This window comes from Rhodococcus sp. ENV425, assembly GCF_002887785.1.
Lineage (GTDB): Bacteria > Actinomycetota > Actinomycetes > Mycobacteriales > Mycobacteriaceae > Rhodococcus > Rhodococcus aetherivorans.
This window is the reverse complement of the sequence record NZ_PCZU01000020.1, coordinates 9,817-26,588: the sequence shown is the minus strand read 5'-3', so window position 1 is coordinate 26,588 and position 16,772 is coordinate 9,817. Positions and strand designations below refer to the sequence as shown.

Genomic DNA, 16,772 nt, shown 5'->3' with positions numbered 1-16,772 from the left:
CCCCACCATACCACCGACCAGGGGGAACCTGTGACACCACGCAAGACCGAAGCCGAAGCCCGCGCCGCCGTCGCCGCGATGGAACCGATCATGGCCATCGAAGGCCGCGAGATGAGCGACGCCGACAAGGAACTGCTGGTCGAACTGATCCAAGGCACCACGACCATCGACGAAGTCACCAAGATCATGGCTCGCGAAGCCGGCTACGAGATCGACTGACATGGCCCCGCGCTACTCCCGCGAATGGCTCGACTACTTCATCCCCGACACGGTCGACTGGCACCCGGACGGAATGCCCGACACCAACCGCGCCGTGATGAAAAGCCTGGTCCTGCGATCGGACAAATGGCCGCACGGCATCCCCGACGCCGACCTGCTGCACCGCACCGAAGGCGTCATCAGCTACCTGCGCATGCAGGAGCTGGCCGACGATCCGATCCCCGGCCGGTTCGACCTGCCACACTTCCAACGCATCCACCACCACCTGTTCCAGGACATCTACCCCTGGGCCGGGCAACTGCGCACCGCACCACGGGACTGGCCGATGGTCAAGATGGGGCCGGACGTCGCCGCCGTGCGCAACGGTCAGCGCCGGGTCACCGAGATCCCGCATTCGTACTTCAAGGCCCGCGACGTCCCCGAGGCCAGCGCCCTGGTTCTCGATCGCATCGCCGCCAAGGACAACCTCCGCGGACTCGGACGAGAACAGTTCCTCGACGAGCTGACGAAAGTGTGGCTGCGGATCAATCACGTTCACAGCTTTCGCGAGGGCAACACCCGAAGCCAATTCGCGTTCTTCCGGCAGCTGTGCACCGAGGCCGGCTACACCCTCGACACCGACCGCTTCATCGCCGTCAAGAAAGCCGACCTCGCCAGCAACCCTCTGCTCGGAGACCTCCGCGAGCAATTCGTCTGGGGGCGCTTCGAGTACATGCAGACCGGCGACACCCGCCTGATGCGCGAAGTACTCGACATGGCGATCACCGACCCCACCGACCCACTACCCGTCGGCCCGATCATCGACCACGGCGTCGACCTACGCGCCATCGCCGCCGCGACCCTCGGCCACCCCCGGCCCGTCCGGGCAAGAATCCCCGGCACCGCCGCGCCAGACACCCCCGCCGCGACCGTGGACCTGCCCCACAGGCACCACACGAGCCACGACCTCGACCCGTAATTCGAATACCGCATCAGACGGAAGAAACAGATATTCGGAATAGTGCCGGGGTGCATTCAGTAGACCCCGATCGGCTCCATCACTGCTTCGAGGGCAAGCCGGCGCGCAGCGGTGGCGCGGCAGCCTCACGGCCACCCCTGCCGCGCAGCTATCGCCCCGTCTGCGAGGCCCCCGGCTCCCTTGTGGGCCACTGCACCCCGAACAAGACCGGCCCGGTATGCGGCGGGATCAGAATTTCGGCCCCACATAAACACCGGTACGTCCGGTGACCCATCGCCCCCGACGGCCGCCGAGTCGTCTCGCATGAACAGGGAATCCACCCCACCGCCACACGATTCGGCCCCAGATCGTGCCCCGCCGTTATCTCACCCCTACGTCGGTTTTTGCTGGCCAGCGGGCTGTGGGGTGTCAGTTGCTGTGGATACTGTGCCCATTCGCTGTGCTGCCTGAGGACACTCGAGGAAATCAATGCTGTGCGGCGAGGGTTTCAGCGAGGTCGGCCGGCACCGTCATCCGGGTCATCAGCCCGGCACGGGTACGACCGGTGTTGCCCTCGGGGTAACGGCCCAGCGTGGACCCGGGAGACGCGACGATGACCCGCACTACCTGACCGAGAGCTTCACGACGGTCACGCTGGCGCAGAGCAAGACCGAGCATGGCGAGGTGGTTACGGGTGTGCGGCCACGGGTAGGGCTGGGACAGGATGTGCGCACGCTCGAGGTGCGCCCACCGCTCGCTGTCCACGGACGTGGCGCGGGCGGCCGCCATCTCGGCGGTGTAGGCGGCGTGGACGATCGTGGACATCGCGGTCATAGTGCGGACTCCTTGGATTCAGTGCGAGCATCGACGACACCGGACACGAGCAGCAGTCGCCACGGCGGCCGCACTCTCGCGATCGGTGTACCGGTCATGCGCTGGCCGTAGACGCCGACATTGGTTTGGGCATGCCCGGCGTCGGGCCGGCGAGGGCGCGGGCGCGGCCGGCGCGGACCCCGTTGGCGATCACGATGATCTCGGCGACCTCGTGAACCAGGACGACGGCGGCCAGCCCGAGCACCCCGAACAACGCGAGGGGGATCAGGACGGTGATGATCGCCAGCGACAGGCCGACGTTCTGCAACATGATCGTCCGGGAGCGTCGGGCATGCTGCAGGGCTTGGGGCAGGTGCCGCAGGTCCTCACCCATCAGGGCGACATCGGCGGTTTCGATGGCGACGTCGGTGCCCATCGCGCCCATCGCGATCCCCAGATCGGCGGTGGCCAGGGCCGGGGCGTCGTTGACGCCGTCGCCGACCATCGCCGTCGGCCGCGTACCGCGGAGGGTGTCGATGATGCGGGCCTTGTCCTCCGGACGCAGATCGGCATGGACCTCGTCGATGCCGACGTCGGCGGCCAACGCTCGTGCGGTGCGCTCGTTGTCGCCGGTGAGCATCGCCACGGTGTAGCCGTCGCGGCGCAGCCCCGCAACGACGTCGCGGGCTTCGGGGCGCAGTTCGTCGCGCACCGCGATCGCGCCGATCAGGGTGCCGTCCCGTTCGATGAGCACCGCGGTGGCTCCGGCGTGCTGCATCCGCTCGATATCGGCGGCCAGGGGGCCCGGGTCGATCCAGCCCGGCCGGCCCAGGCGAGCGGGGATGCCGCCGACGTGTCCGGTCAGTCCGGCGCCGGGGACCGCGTCGACGTCCCCGGCCGGGGTGTAGTCGTCGACGGCGGCGAGGATCGCTGCGGCGAGGGGATGTTCGCTGCGGGCCTCGAGTGCCGCTGCAAGGTTCAGGACGTCGGCGCGGGTGGCGCCGCCGGTGGTGGCGACGTCGATGACCTCGGGTCGGTTGCGGGTCAGGGTGCCCGTCTTGTCCAGCGCAACGGTGCGGATCCGGCCCAACGCTTCGAGGGCGGCACCGCCCTTGACCAGGACACCGAGCTTGGAGGCGGCGCCGATCGCGGCGACCACGGTCACCGGGATCGCAATCGCCAGCGCACACGGGGAGGCGGCGACCAGCACGACCAGGGCGCGTTCGATCCACACCAGCGGATCGCCGAACACGCTGCCGATCGCGGCGATCAGCGCCGCGGCGACCATCACCCCCGGGACCAGGGGCTTGGCGATCGTGTCGGCCAGACGCTGGGCCTCGCCCTTACGGGATTGCTCGGCCTCGACGATCTTGACGATCTTGGCCAGCGAGTTATCCTGCGCGCCGGCGGTGACCTCGACCTCGAGCACGCCGGTGCCGTTGATCGATCCGGCGAACACCTCATCACCCGGTCCGGCCTCGACCGGCACCGATTCCCCGGTGATCGCGGAGGTGTCCAGGGCGGTGCGGCCGGTGCGGATGGTGCCGTCGGTGGCGAGCCGCTCCCCGGGCTTGACGATCATGATCTCCCCGAGCCTCAACTCCGCGGGGGCGACGGTCTGTTCACGGCCGCCGCGGAGGACGGTGGCGGTGTCGGGCACCAGATTCAGCAGGGCGCGCAAGCCGCGGCGGGTGCGGGTGACCGCGTACTCTTCGAGGCCCTCACTGATGGCGAACAGGAACGCGAGCATCGCGGCCTCGCCGACCTCGCCGAGCAGCACGGCGCCGACGGCGGCGATGGTCATCAGGGTGCCGACGCCGATCTTGCCCTTGGCCAGCCGCTTCAGGGTGGAGGGGACGAAGGTGTAGCCGGCGACGATCAGCGCCACCGCCTCGAAGCCCGTCCCGAGAGCGTCGGGCCCACCGATCAGGTGGACGATCAGAGCCGCAATCAGCAGCACACCGGCCACTGCGGCGGCCCGGATCTCGGTGACCTGCCACCACTTGTCCGGCTCGTGCTCGTCCTCGCCTTCGACGCGGGGTTCGTCGTGGCCGCACCCGCAGGCGTCGCTCATGCCGTCACCCCGGTGTCGGTGCCGGTGCCGTAGTTCGGGCACAACGCGACGGCGTTGCCGGTGGCGGCCAAGAGGGTTTCGGCCGAGGCCAGCAGATCGAGCAGTTCCGGTCGGGTCAGCGAGTAGAACACCTGCCGGCCCTGCGGCCGGCCCTGCACCAGGCCGCAGTCCCGCAGGCACGCCACGTGCGCCGACACTGTCGACTGTGCCAATCCCAGCTCGCCGACCAGGTCCGCTACTCGGGCTTCCCCGCCGGCGAGGCTGCGCACGATCGCCAGTCGGGTGCCGTCGGAGAGGCTGTGGAACAACGCCACCGCCGCATCGAGACTCGATTCGGTGCCCGCTGCGGCGAGGCACCCATCCACACTATTAATCGCCATACGGCGATAATAACCGCTAACCAACGATGAATGGAAACCGTCTCGTCAGCGTCGCTACCGCGGTCTCTGATGGGCCGACAACGGGTGAGTCGTCACACCCTCCGGCCGTGGAGCGGGACCGTCCCGTCCGCACAATTCTGGTGCGCGAGGTCCTCGGCGTGTGCTCGTCGGGATGCAGCGAGGTCCTCGCGAAGTTCCGCGAGGAGGTTGTCTTGTTGAAGCACTTGGTGCCGTAGTGCGATGTTTTCAGCGGCAAGCCGGTCATGATCCGCTTGTAGGCGTTGGTGATCGCCGATATCGATGGTCGAGTGAGCGAGTGCGTCACCGAGATAATGCTGCCGCTGTCTTTGTAATTCCTGGATCGTGGACCGCAAGTGCGCCATGGCGGATTTCTGGTCGGAGATCTTGGCGGCGAACGTCTGGTTCTGGGCGCGGAGTCCGTCGATGCTCGCGTTTTCCGAGGGGATCGACGTCGTGTTGTGTAGAAGTTCCCGTGCGGCAGCGTCGATGAGCTGGCGTAGGTCGGGATGGGCGTAGATGAATTCGCGGGAGACGCCCGCGTGCCTGGCGACGATCGATTTGGTGATTCGACCCCGCGGGCTCTCGCGAAGCTCGGCGACGGCGTCGAGGACCGCCTGCGTCTTCTGCTTGCTTCTGGCGGAGTTGTAGTGGATCAAACCGGCGATCGCCGCGGTGGTGGTCATGGCTGGTCGACTGCTTTCAGGTGGTAGCGAAGGTCGATTCGTCGTGCGGAGGTGGCGCGGCGTCGGATATCGGCCATGCTGTCGAGCGCCACCCGGATCGCCGCGCCCTCCTCGGGAGGGAGGGTGGAAAGGTAGTCGTCGATCGCGTTGATAATGTTGGTGCAGTGGTCAATTCGGGCTCTATAGTGATCGAGCATGTGCTGGGGAGTTCCGATAACCGACGCCCGCTCGAGGTGTACCTTCAGGTCGACCCGTTTGGCGATCATGCCATCGCGTTCGAGGGGATCGACCCGGAAGAACGGGCAGGCTTCGCACGCGTGGGCGAGCATGCACCCATCGCCGCCCAACGCGACATTCTGTGGTTCTTCGCAGTGTCCGAGGGCGACGGCAACTCGAGTGAAGCCATCGCGCTCGGGATTGACGTCGACGACGCGGCCGAAGGAATCGATTCTCCGGGGCGGGATGGCTGCGAGTGCCTTCTTACGGCGTTTGGCGCCGACCTCGTAGTACATCATCGTCGTGGTGAACGACTTGTGACCCATGAGCGCCTGCAGCACGTCGGGGGGTGTCGTGCTTCGGCCGTCCGCATCCACCGCGTCGGCGTAGCGCTGCGCGTAGGCGTGCCGCAGGGCATAAGCATCGATGGTCCGCAGGTCGTAGTCGATCAGGTTTCCGTCGGCACCTTCGACCCGGCCGGGGTACGGCGCATGCTCGAGCACCGCGGTCACAAGCTCCCGCAGTCGGGACAGCAAATACCCGGTCCCGTAGGGGTCGTCCCGATGTCGATACCTGCTCGACGGGAACAGCCACTGCGATTCGATCCCGCACTCACTTTTGACCTTTTGCCACTGCCGGATCAAGTCATGGGTCTCACGGTGGATGGGCAACCTTTTTCCCGCGCTCCGGGGTGCCTTGATGCGCTCCCACTCGAGAAAAGGGTGTCCGGACGAGTCGAAGGACAGACAGTCATCGCGCAGATGCAAGAGCTCGACGGGCCGGCGGCCGCAGCGTTCGAGCAGAAACAGCAAGGCCCGCGCCTCCATGGTCCGGTAATCGGTGTCGCGCTCGACGAGGTGGAGATGGTCCATAAGCCAATCCACGACTGGCTGGGGTACGAACCGGAAAGGCTCGTCGTCGTCGCGTCCGGTACCGCTGCGCGGTTTCGGCCTGTGCGTCGTGCGGTTTCGACCGAACCGTGAGGGGATGTTCTTCCAAATGTGCTCGAGGTCGTCCACCCGATGCCCGTACTCGATGAGCGTCCAGAGCATCGTCATCCGGCGTCGTTGCTCGGTCGCGGAGGGCCATTTCGCGGTGATCGCTCGGACGATGGCGTCGATGTCAGTCGCGCTCAGCCGTGACGGCGGTTTGTCGTGCACACTCAGCACCCGATCGGCGAGACGCCATGCCCCGAGCATCCGCGAAATGGTGGTGGTGTGGGTGCGGGTGTTCCACATCCAGTGAGCCACACTCTCCACAATCCAGTTCTGGGTGAAGCCGTTCAGATCCGCCACAGCCTTCGGGCCCGGCCGATGGTGATCTGTGAGATCGAGGTCGACGAAGTGGATCAACCTCGGATCCCGATCGTCACGTCCGGACCACACGCGGTGTTCTGCTTCGATCCGGCGGACGCAGTCAGCGGCCAACACCCGCACAGCTCGTGTGGACGTGGTGAGTTCAGCGACCTGGAGCGGATCCGAGCCGATGAGAGTGCTCACCCCGCCGCGACGCAATGCGTGGTGCATATGTCGGAGGTGGACGGGGTCGAGGCTGGCTTTGGCGTCGGTGTCGCGCAGTTGCAGGGCGTAGACGAGCTCGAAACGGAGAGGCTCTTCCAACAAACCGAAGGGCACCGCACGCAACGTGGCCATGGTCCGGCCGGTCTGCTCGTCGATCGGTTCCGCGGAGCGCTGGATCCAGAGGTTCACATCCGCGGGTGGTGTCCGGCCGGCAGCGTTCCAGGTAGTGAGCCAGCACTGTGCCGCTGTTCGATGGTTCGAACATAACGTCGCGGTGACCTGGTCGTACCGGCAGCCGGGTATCGCGCATGATGGCGTCTTCTCCAGAATCGTCGGCCGGGTGAGTTCGATCCACTCCATGAGGCCGAGGTCGGCACCGTGCTTGTGGACAGAATTCTGGTAATGCCTGGCATGTGCGTAGCACAGGCCGGTTCGGCGGGTCGTGCGCTCGCATCCGACTAGGCACGTGCGTATGTCCCGACGCACGATCGGCGGAGAAGCACAGAACTCCTCCAACGACTGTCCCGAGGTCACGGCGTGCTCGGCGGTGCACGACGGGCAGAGTCGTACCCCGTCCACAACATGGAAGCAGCCCTCGCGCCAGCAGCGCCGCAACAGCGTCCGAGGATTGTCCGGGCTCGGAATCAGAATCAGCCGGCGATGGTCGTACTCGCCCGGTCGCCACTGCGTATCGATGTGGCTCAACAGGTGCTCGCGCCATGTCAGGACCGGTGGTGAACCGCTTTCTGTCCACAGCGAGAGCGCAGCACCGCCGCCGACGCCGATCAACGCGACGCTGTCATCGGCGGCGTGGGGCGGGGTGCCAGCGCCGAGGTAGCCGCTTTCATCGCAGTTTCGACATCGTGGGTGTAGATCCGGGTCGAGGTGATGCTGGCATGCCCGAGCAGCGATTGGACAACATCGATCGGTACCGGGTCGCAGTCGATCCCACGCAACAGCCGGGTGGCGAAAGTATGGCGCAGCATGTGCGGACCGCTCAGATCATGGCCGATAGCTCGTGAACACCGGTCCATCAGTCGTTTCACCGACTGGTAGCTCATCGCTCGTCCCAGCCAACGAGGCTCGGAGCGCACATTGACGAACACATGCGGACTCGAATCACGGACCGAGGCCGCCGAGAGGATCTCTCGACGCTCCAGGGCATAGTCGATGTAGGCCTCGACAACATCACGATGAACGAACAACGTTCGAGGCCGCCCTTTGGCGCGGGCCCGGTTCTCCACCGAGTTGCCGACACGCACGTGAAAGTGCGGGTCGACGTGATGGCAACCCAGCTGCCTCGAACCTCCACCGAAATGCAGATCGGCCACGAACAGCGACAACGCCTCGCCCACACGGATGGATAGTGCCCCGTGGAGTGGTGGACTTCGGATCGGCTCACGGTATGCGCGGTGATCGACGAGTCGCGGCGAATACTATGCTGTTTCGCTCGAACCGGTCAACGACACCACCGGTTCGGTAGCGTGCTGCTTGGCGGCGATCACCGCCCGAAGCTCGTCCATGCTCACATCCGAGACGTAGCGGCGGGTGACCTGCCATTCGTCGTGCTGTTCGATGACCACCGCGGTCGCCAGGCGCAGGAATGCCGCCGGGTTCGGGAAGATCTCCACGACGTCGGCTCGACGCTTGATTTCCTTGTTGAGCCGCTCGATCGGATTGTTGGACCAGATCTTCTGCCAGTGCGCCTTCGGAAACGCGGTGAACGCCAGCACATCGTGCTTGGCGGCTTCCATCAACGCCGCGACCTTCGGAAACGACCCGGAGAAGGTGTCGGTGACCTGATCCCACTGCGCGGCCACCTCGACCGGGTCGGTGTGCGCGAAGATCGTCTTGACCGCGGCCATCACCGGCGGCACATGCTTGGCCGCCACCGACGCCCGGATGTTGCGCATGAAATGCACCCGACATCTCTGCCACGACGATCCCGCGAACTGCTGCATCACAGCGGCTTTGAGCCCACTGTGGGCATCGGAGATCACCAGATGCACTCCCGACAGACCCCGGGCCTTGAGGCTGGTGAGGAACTCACGCCAGAACTCGAACGACTCCGAATCACCGACCGCGGTGCCCAGGACCTCGCGGGTGCCGTCGATCGACACCCCGGTCGCGACCACCAGCGCCTGGGAGACCACGTGCGCACCGACTCGGACCTTGCAGAAGGTGGCGTCGAGGAACACGTACGGAAAGCTCGTGTGCGTCAGGGTGCGCTCGCGGAACCGAGCGATCTCGGCATCGAGGCCGGCGCAGATCCGCGAGACCTCCGACTTCGAAATCCCGGATCCGACGCCCAACGCACCGACCAGATCGTCGACACTGCGAGTGGACACGCCGTGCACATAGGCCTCCATGACCACCGCGTACAGGGCCTTATCGATCCGGCGGCGCCGTTCGAGCAGCGACGGGAAGAAGGAGCCGGACCGCAGTTTGGGGATCTTGACCTCGACATCGCCGCTGGTGGTGGCCACGGTTTTGGTGCGGTGCCCGTTGCGATGGGTGATGCGGGTGTCGGTGCGCTCGTAGCGGCCGGCACCGAGCTTGTCGGTGGCCTCGGCTTCGATCAGCGCCTGCAGGCCGGTGCGGATCAGTTCGGCGAACACGGTGGCGCTGTCGGCACCGGTGAGTGCGTCGAGTTGGGCGAGCAGTGCAGAATGGTCGTGGGTCATCGCGTGGTTGCTTTCTGTGAGTCACTTTGGTCGGTAACTCGTTGATCACTACGCGATGGCCCACTCTCGGCGAGGGAGCGACACGCCACGGACCTGGCCCGATGCCCTCAACCGATTCCCACCACTCCCTGGGACTTACCCCACGGATGCCTGTTGTGGACAGAAGATCGACCAGGAAGCGGTCTCGGGTGCCGAGTTCGAGATGGGTGAGAGCCGTGCGAGCATCCGCATCCGCGATCCATCGCGGCGTGGCTTCGGTCTCCGTCACGGACCGTAGAGAATCGACCAACACTCGACGGGTGACGCCGAATTCACCGCCCGCTCGAGTGCCGGGAGGAAAGTACTTGAGCTGCGTCATCCGCGCGATCAGATCGGTTTCCAGCAGCTCATGCGCATCGGCCCACTCATAGAACGAGCGCACAGCAATGACCCACAACTGGACGGTCGACGCTGCCCGAGTCACCGCCGGACCATTTGTTTTCCCCATAGGAGTGGCCGCGACGATCTGTCGCCACAACGCGATATGACTGAGCGTTGCCGTGCGCCAGTCCATCGTCTGGGCACACCAGGAGAGATATCCCGCGACCCGGCGTCCATACTCACGGGCAGTGAGGGGTGATCGCCCACTGTCGCTGAGGTACTGCAGCCACGCGGTGCCAGCCGGGTGCATGCGCCCGTCGCGATCGACGATCACAAATCGCTGCTCACCGGTCTGGGTATGGATCGCTGACGTCACGCTGTACGTCGGCTTCTCCGGCATGCGTCCGGACGCTACGGCAAACTGCTGATAGCCGGATGCATAACTGTCAGAACATGTCTCGGTCTCCCCTGCGCGGACAAGCGCTGACATCGACTACATAGGGGTACATAACCGCTGGGCACATCTTCGGAGCGCGCTCGTACGCCACCACCTCCCGATTTTCGCACATACTTTCGAACCCTCGCTATGATCGGGGTGCGGCAGGTCGATGGAGGGGCGTCAACGGCGGTCTTCGGGAAGCGTCGGCCTGCCGCTGTTCGTCAGCGCGCGGGGGCCGCTACCTCTCCGAACCCGGTGAACACCGTCACCGGGTCCGGGCCGGGGATCCCGGAGAATCCTCGAGCCGAGAGGGGGGAGGTAGCGGCCCCTTGCTCGCCGCTGATCGGGACTGTAGCGCACCCGTCGGCCACCTCGCGCCGCGCCCGCATCGCACTGCCGAACGGCTCCACCGACGTGCAGGCCACTACGATCGTCGCAATCACGGCCGGCCGGAGGGATGAAGATGAGCACAGCTGCACTGCCTCGATCCGCGATGTCGACCCTGAATATCGCCGAGGGGCGGGGTGCGGCCGCCCCGAGACATTAAGACACCGAACGACCGTTTTGGGGCATATGTGACGTAGGACTCTTGTCGTCGGCGCCCTCAAACACAGTGCCTTTTCTGGATGTGAGGGCGCACCAGAACACAGCCCGGTGCATTGACCGTAGTGTGCGTGCTACGCCGTCCGCGATCACGACGACGAGAAGGGACCGGTGCATGACCACCGCCTACGCGCAGGGGCACGCCGCGGGTTTCCGCGAAGCCTCCGAGCGGGACCACCTCGGCGATGCAACCAGCGGGGACGACGCCGCGACATGGTTCACCGCGCCGGTCGGGCAGCCCGACGTCGACGCCTACGAACGCGGGTTCGTGGCAGGATTCGCCGAGTACTTCGCCGGCCGCGACTGACGGACCGCGGCATCGAACCGGCGACGACCGACGAGCGTCTCAGCCGGCCTCGGTGACGATCACGCTCGAGTCGGGCTGAGGCGGGTCGACGCCCGGGGGGTAGAGCACGATGACCTCGTCGCTGTCCTTCCAGCGGTAGCCGTAGTGCCCGTCGTCGAGCCGGACCAGGCCGGGCTGCCCGTGATCGTCTTCTGGAGGAAAGGCCATATCGGCCATCCTCTCACCGTGGCGACGATCGCCGACCGCGCCGTGGTGAGAGCCCCGTCTGCTTCCGATTCGCCGAGGAGCGCCGTGCAGACCACCCTCGCGACCGGAGGTGTCGGACCTCGAGGGGTAGCCGTAGTATCCGCCGGAAATCGGGCGGATTTGGCGTATCCGACTGGTGGGCACGGGGTTTCGAGTTCGGCATGCGCTGTCGACTGGTTGGTGCTTGACTGCCGATGATGATGTTGGTCGGTGCTGGTGGAGGCTGGGGTCGTGGCGACGCGGATGTTCGCGGACGAGGAGTTGGAACGACTGCGGGGATTCCCGGAGATCAGCCGCGAGGAGCTGTTCCGGTACTTCACGCTGACGCCTGCGGATCTGGCGTTCGTGGATCCGGGCCGGGGCCGGGGCCCAGCCGAGCGGCTGGGCTTGGCGATCGCGTTGTGTACGCTGCCGTGGCTGGGATTCGTGCCGGATCGGCTGGTCACGGCTCCGCCGGTGGCGGTGGCTCGTGTCGCCGAGCAGTTGCGGTTGGATCCGGTGGTGATCGGTGCCTACGGCAGGCGAGCCAAGACCCGCACCGAGCATGTGCGCCTGGCCGCGCGGTACCTGGGATGGCGTGCGGTCGGTGCGCTCGAGTTCAAGGAGCTCGATGAGTTCCTGCTCGCGCGGGCGATGGAGCACGATTCCCCGACTCTGCTGTTCCGGCTGGCGTGTGAGTATCTGATCTCGGCGAAGGTGATCCGGCCAGGCCCGGTCACCGTGGTCGAGCGGGTCGCCCACGCCCGCCACCAGGCCCAGACCGAAACCTATGACCGGCTCGCTCACGAGTTCACTGCGGCGCGGTGCGCGGAGTTGGACGGCTTGCTTGTCACCGACGCTTCGCTGGGGATCTCGCGGTTGCGGTGGCTGTCGACCGGGCCGGTGGAGGCCTCGGCGGCCGCGGTCCGCGCCGAGGTCGACAAGCTGGGTTTCCTGCGCGGGTTGGGCGCTGATCGGCTGGATATGTCGGTGCTGCCCGCCGAGCGGCGCCGGTTTTTGGCCACGATGGGCCGGCGCCTGAGTCCGCAAGCGCTGCAACGTCGGGATCCGCAACGCCGGTATCCGATCCTGCTCACGGTGCTGGCCCAGTCCGGCACCGATGTCCTCGATGAGGTCGTGGCGTTGTTCGATCAGGCGATCTCGGTGAAATTCGGTGCTGCCGAACGGAAGATGCAGCAGCGGCTGGCCGAACGAGGGAAGACTGGAGAGGACCGTCAGGCGCTGCTGGACGATCTGTTGGAAATCGTCACCGACCCCGGCGTTCCGGATGAGGAGATCGGTGCGCTGATCCGCGGCGAGAAGATCGGGTGGGAGCGCCTGCGCGCGGCGATCGCCCAGGCCAAGCCCAGGTTGCCGCGTGATCACGGGCATCTGGCGGCGTTGGATTCCTCCTACAACTCCCTGCGTCAGTTCACCCCCGCGGTGCTCGAAGCGGTGCGCTTCTGCGGCGGTACCGCCGCGACCGAGTTGCTGATCGCGGTGAACATGCTGCGCGAGTTGAACGCGACCGGGCGGCGCAAGGTCTTCGATGACGCCCCGACCGGGTTCGTGCCGATGAAGTGGCGCGGCTACCTCGACGAGGCCCGCAAATCCGGCAGCGCGACCGCGTATCGGCACTACTGGGAGTTGTGTGTGCTGCTCGGATTGCGTGACGGGTTGCGCAGCGGGGATGTGTTCGTGCCGGGCTCGCGCCGTTACGCCGACCCGGCCGCCTACCTGCTCACCACCGGGCAGTGGGAACCGCAACGCGTTGAGTTCTGCGGCCTGGTCGGGCGATCCGCCGATCCTGGCGTCGCGCTGGCCACCGTGGTCGCCGAACTGCACGACGCTCTCGGTGAGCTGGAGGAGGTGCTGGCCGGCGGGGACGGCCCGGTCCGGCTGGACGAGGGCGGGGATCTGGTGATCTCGCCGCTGAGCGCGGAAGATGTTCCCGCCGAGGCGATCACGCTCAAGGCCGAGCTGACCGAAATGCTGCCGTTCGCGCCGATCGTGTCGCTGCTGATCGAGCTGGACAAACGCACCGGCTACCTGGACTGCTTCACCCACGCCGGCGGTCAGGCCACCCGGACGCCGGAGCTCAAACGCAACCTGATCGCGGTACTGCTGGCGCACTCGACGAACCTGGGGTTGACCCGGATGGCCGAGGCGTGCGGAATCACCTACGACATCCTGGCCTGGACCGACGAGTGGTATGTGCGCGAGGAGACTTTGCGCGCGGCCAACCTGGTACTGGTCGGCTACCACCAGCGGCTGCCGCTGACCGCGGTGTTCGGCGCCGGAACACTGTCGTCGAGCGACGGGCAGCGTTTCCCGACGCGCGGTAAGTCGACCACGGCGCGGCCGTTGAGCCGCTATTTCGCCAGCGAGGGCCTGTCGACCTACACCCATGTCAGCGACACCCACGCCACCTACGGCACCAAGGTCATCGTGGCGACCAAACGCGAAGCCCACTACGTGCTCGATGAGATCCTGGGCAACGCCACCGATCTGCCGATCACCGAGCACGCCACCGACACCCACGGGGTCACCCTGGTCAACTTCGGGTTGTTCGACCTGCTCGGGATGCAGCTCTCGCCACGGATCCGGGATCTGGGGCGGATCACCCTGTACCGGCCGGGCCCGCGCGCCGAGGCCGAGGCCCGGTTCCCGCACGCGGGCCCGCTGATGACCCGCAAGGCCAACCTCGGCCTCGGGGAACAATGGAACAGCCGTTGGCGCTAAGGGATGATCTTGTCCGCCTAGCACAATGATCCACTTGGCTGCTGGGGTTCGGAGAAAGATCGTATGAGCGGTGTGGCGTGGGGCTACCGTCCGCCGGGTGCCGGTGGAATTTCTGACTGATGAGCAGGCCGCAGCGTACGGACGGTTCGTGGAGGAGCCGACCCGTCCGGAGCTGGAGCGGTTCTTCTACCTCGACGACGTCGATCGCGAGCTGATCGGGAAACGGCGGGGTGACCACAACCGTCTGGGGTTCGCACTCCAGATGTGCACGGTCCGCTACCTGGGGCTGTTCCTGGAGGACCCGCTGGATGTGCCGTGGCCGGTGGTGGAGTACCTGGCCGAGCACCTGGGCGTGGAGGACGCCTCGTGCGTGAAGCGGTACACCGAGCGGTTGAAGACGGCGTACGAGCACGCGTGGGAGATCCGGGACGCCTACGGCTACCACCAGTTCGAGGATCGCGAGTGGGGGCGGAAGTTCCGTACGTTTCTGCACGGGCGGGCGTGGACGGCCGCCGAGGGGCCGGTGGCGCTGTTCAACCAGGCGGTGGGCTGGCTGCGGCGCAACCGTGTGCTGCTGCCCGGGGTGAGCGTGCTGGCCCGGCAGGTGGCCGAGGTGCGGGGCACGGCCGAGCAGCGGCTGTACGCCACGGTGGCGGGGGCCGCGCGCCGCGCGGACGGCGCACTGCCGGCGGACCTGGTGGCGCTGCTGGATGTTCCGGAGGGCCGTCGGGTGTCGGAGCTGGAGCGGCTGCGCCGGCCGCCGACGCGGACGACAGGCACGAGCATGGCGAAGGCGCTGGAGCGGGTCGATGAGATCGCCGCGTTCCGTCTGGGCCGGGTGCGGATCGACAAGGTCCCGCCGAACCGGCTGGCGTCCCTGGCCCGTACGGGGCTGGGGTCGAAGGCGCCGAACCTGGAGCGCACCCCGGAGCCGAAGCGCACCGCGCTGCTGACCTCGGTGGTCCGTCACCTGGAAGCATCCGCAATCGATGACGCGCTGGATCTGTTCGCGCTGCTGATGCAGGTGAAGCTCATCAGCGCCGCGCGGCGGGCGACAGACCGGGAGTGGGTGGCGGGCCGGGCCCGGGTGGTGAAGGCGTTCCGCATGGTCGACGGGGTGTTCCGGCTGTGGAGCGAGCAACTGGATCTGATCGCCGAGAGCGCCACGGACTTCGATCCGGGCGCGATGTGGCGGGCACTGGAGACGGAGATCGGCCCCCGCGCGGAGATCGAGGCCGCGTCCAAGCTGGCGGCGGAGATGATCGGGCCGGGAGACGACGAGGCCGAGGCGGAGATGCGGCGCCTGCTGGCCACCCGCTACAACACCGTCCGCCCGTTCCTGTCGCTGCTCGGGGAGTCGCCCGCGCTGGGCGCAGCCTCCGCCGGCAAGCGCATCCTGGAGGCGGTACGGCGGCTGCCCGCGCTCGCACGGCGGAAGGTCAAGGTCAAGCCGCTGCTGCCGCGTGAGATCGACGCCAAGCTGGTGCCACCGGCGTGGCGGTCGGCGGTGTACTCCAACCCGGAGCTGCCCGAGGGTGCGGTGGACCGCGACGCGTACGTGGTGTGCGTGCTGGAGCAGCTGTACAGGGCGCTGAACTCCCGGAATGTGTTCGCCTCGCCGTCGAACCGGTGGGCCGACCCGCGGGCGCGGCTGCTGGCCGGCAAGCAGTGGGAGGCCGTCGCCGACGACGTCCTGCACGGCCTGAGCCTGGACGAGCCGGTCGAGGAACACCTCGCCGGGCGGGTGCGGGCGCTGGACGCGGCCTGGCAGCTGATGGCCGAGCGGCTGGAGGAGGCCGGGCAGGACGCGAAGCTGAGCTTCGAGGTGCAGCCAGGCGGCCGGCTGAAGCTGAACGTGGACCGGCTCGGCGCGGTCGGCGAGCCGAAGTCCTTGCGGTGGCTGCGCAAGACCACCGCGGCGATGCTCCCGAAGATCGACCTGCCGGACCTGCTGTTCGAGGTCGACTCCTGGACTGGGTTCCTGGACGCGTTCGTGCACCTCGGGGACGGCCGCACCCGCATGGAGAACCTGAAGACCTCCCTGGTGGCGCTGCTGGTCGCCGAGGCGTGCAACATCGGCCTGACCCCCGTCATCGACCCCGAGGACGAAGCACTGACCCGGGGCCGGCTGGTGCACGTCGACCAGTACTACCTGCGCGCCGACACCATCGCCGCGGCGAACGCGAAGCTGATCGAGGCCCAGGCGCGGGTGCCGATCGTCTCCCACTGGGGTGAGGGCCTGCTGGCCTCGGTGGACGGGCTGCGGTTCGTAGTGCCCAAGCGGACCATCAACGCCGGTCCCTCGCCGAAGTACTACCACTTCAAACGCGGGATCACGTGGCTGAACGCGGTCAATGACCAGGTCGCCGGGATCGGGCAGATGGTCGTGCCGGGCACCCCGCGCGACTCCCTGCACATCCTGGACACCCTGCTGAACCTGGACGCCGGGGTGAAGCCGGAGATGGTCGCCACCGACAACGCCTCGTACTCCGACATGGTGTTCGGCCTGTTCTCGATGCTCGGCTACAACTTCTCGCCCCGGTTCCGGG

12 protein-coding genes and 2 pseudogenes are annotated in these 16,772 nt (G+C 66.9%); 5 read left to right on the top strand and 9 right to left on the bottom strand.

The features are described from left to right. A partial coding sequence (locus CQZ88_RS01025) for a hypothetical protein (protein WP_258008401.1) occupies nt 1-219 on the top strand: 219 nt, incomplete at its 5' end. A gap of 1 nt (nt 220) precedes the next feature. Beyond that, complete coding sequence (locus tag CQZ88_RS01020; protein ID WP_017682286.1) at nt 221-1,177, top strand: Fic family protein; 957 nt, start codon at nt 221-223, stop codon at nt 1,175-1,177. Between the two features lie 465 nt (nt 1,178-1,642). On the opposite strand, the gene CQZ88_RS01015 is transcribed toward CQZ88_RS01020, so the two are convergent. From CQZ88_RS01015 to CQZ88_RS32340, 8 genes and pseudogenes are all read right to left on the bottom strand, one after another. Continuing rightward, nucleotides 1,643-1,990 (bottom strand): DUF3703 domain-containing protein, encoded by a 348-nt coding sequence (locus tag CQZ88_RS01015; protein WP_006554224.1) that lies wholly within the window; start codon nt 1,988-1,990, stop codon nt 1,643-1,645. A gap of 94 nt (nt 1,991-2,084) precedes the next feature. Then, entirely contained in the window at nt 2,085-4,043 is a 1,959-nt protein-coding gene (locus CQZ88_RS01010) for a cation-translocating P-type ATPase (RefSeq protein ID WP_006947237.1), read from the bottom strand. Further along, a complete protein-coding gene (locus tag CQZ88_RS01005; RefSeq protein ID WP_072786599.1) occupies nt 4,040-4,423 on the bottom strand; it encodes a helix-turn-helix transcriptional regulator in 384 nt (127 codons plus the stop codon). The genes CQZ88_RS01010 and CQZ88_RS01005 overlap by 4 nt, the downstream gene beginning before the upstream one ends. A gap of 92 nt (nt 4,424-4,515) precedes the next feature. Then, nucleotides 4,516-5,127: a DUF6262 family protein gene (locus CQZ88_RS01000; protein ID WP_006554650.1), complete on the bottom strand. Its 612-nt coding sequence runs from the start codon at nt 5,125-5,127 to the stop codon at nt 4,516-4,518. Next, complete coding sequence (locus CQZ88_RS00995) at nt 5,124-7,652, bottom strand: tyrosine-type recombinase/integrase (RefSeq protein WP_228045259.1); 2,529 nt, start codon at nt 7,650-7,652, stop codon at nt 5,124-5,126. The genes CQZ88_RS01000 and CQZ88_RS00995 overlap by 4 nt, the downstream gene beginning before the upstream one ends. Then, a complete protein-coding gene (locus CQZ88_RS00990) occupies nt 7,649-8,218 on the bottom strand; it encodes a tyrosine-type recombinase/integrase (RefSeq protein WP_180986913.1) in 570 nt (189 codons plus the stop codon). The genes CQZ88_RS00995 and CQZ88_RS00990 overlap by 4 nt, the downstream gene beginning before the upstream one ends. A gap of 81 nt (nt 8,219-8,299) precedes the next feature. After that, on the bottom strand, nt 8,300-9,547 hold the full coding sequence (locus CQZ88_RS00985) for an IS256 family transposase (protein WP_102799107.1): 1,248 nt from the start codon (nt 9,545-9,547) through the stop codon (nt 8,300-8,302). A 409-nt stretch (nt 9,548-9,956) separates the two neighbouring features. Continuing rightward, nucleotides 9,957-10,217 (bottom strand): annotated as a pseudogene (locus CQZ88_RS32340) (site-specific integrase); the annotation flags it as partial. 847 nt (nt 10,218-11,064) lie between these two features. Between CQZ88_RS32340 and CQZ88_RS00970 the strand changes: the two are divergent. Then, complete coding sequence (locus CQZ88_RS00970) at nt 11,065-11,256, top strand: hypothetical protein (RefSeq protein WP_006554640.1); 192 nt, start codon at nt 11,065-11,067, stop codon at nt 11,254-11,256. Nucleotides 11,257-11,295: 39 nt separating this feature from the next. Here CQZ88_RS00970 and CQZ88_RS29690 read toward each other — a convergent pair whose 3' ends face one another. Beyond that, nucleotides 11,296-11,463 carry a hypothetical protein gene (locus tag CQZ88_RS29690; protein ID WP_180986912.1) on the bottom strand — a complete coding sequence of 56 codons (168 nt, stop codon included), beginning with the start codon at nt 11,461-11,463 and terminating at the stop codon, nt 11,296-11,298. A 270-nt stretch (nt 11,464-11,733) separates the two neighbouring features. On the opposite strand from CQZ88_RS29690, the pseudogene CQZ88_RS00960 reads away from it, so the two are divergent. Further along, a pseudogene (locus tag CQZ88_RS00960) lies at nt 11,734-14,220 on the top strand (Tn3 family transposase); the annotation flags it as partial. A gap of 100 nt (nt 14,221-14,320) precedes the next feature. Further along, the coding region (locus tag CQZ88_RS00955; protein ID WP_258008399.1) for a Tn3 family transposase at nt 14,321-16,772 on the top strand (2,452 nt) is incomplete at its 3' end.

Coding starts and splice junctions, on each gene's coding strand:
- CQZ88_RS01010 (WP_006947237.1), bottom strand. CDS start 4,043: ATGAGCGACGCCTGCGGGTGCGGCCACGACGAACCCCGCGTCGAAGGC.
- CQZ88_RS29690 (WP_180986912.1), bottom strand. CDS start 11,463: ATGGCCTTTCCTCCAGAAGACGATCACGGGCAGCCCGGCCTGGTCCGG.
- CQZ88_RS01000 (WP_006554650.1), bottom strand. CDS start 5,127: ATGACCACCACCGCGGCGATCGCCGGTTTGATCCACTACAACTCCGCC.
- CQZ88_RS00985 (WP_102799107.1), bottom strand. CDS start 9,547: ATGACCCACGACCATTCTGCACTGCTCGCCCAACTCGACGCACTCACC.
- CQZ88_RS00970 (WP_006554640.1), top strand. CDS start 11,065: ATGACCACCGCCTACGCGCAGGGGCACGCCGCGGGTTTCCGCGAAGCC.
- CQZ88_RS01020 (WP_017682286.1), top strand. CDS start 221: ATGGCCCCGCGCTACTCCCGCGAATGGCTCGACTACTTCATCCCCGAC.
- CQZ88_RS01015 (WP_006554224.1), bottom strand. CDS start 1,990: ATGACCGCGATGTCCACGATCGTCCACGCCGCCTACACCGCCGAGATG.
- CQZ88_RS01005 (WP_072786599.1), bottom strand. CDS start 4,423: ATGGCGATTAATAGTGTGGATGGGTGCCTCGCCGCAGCGGGCACCGAA.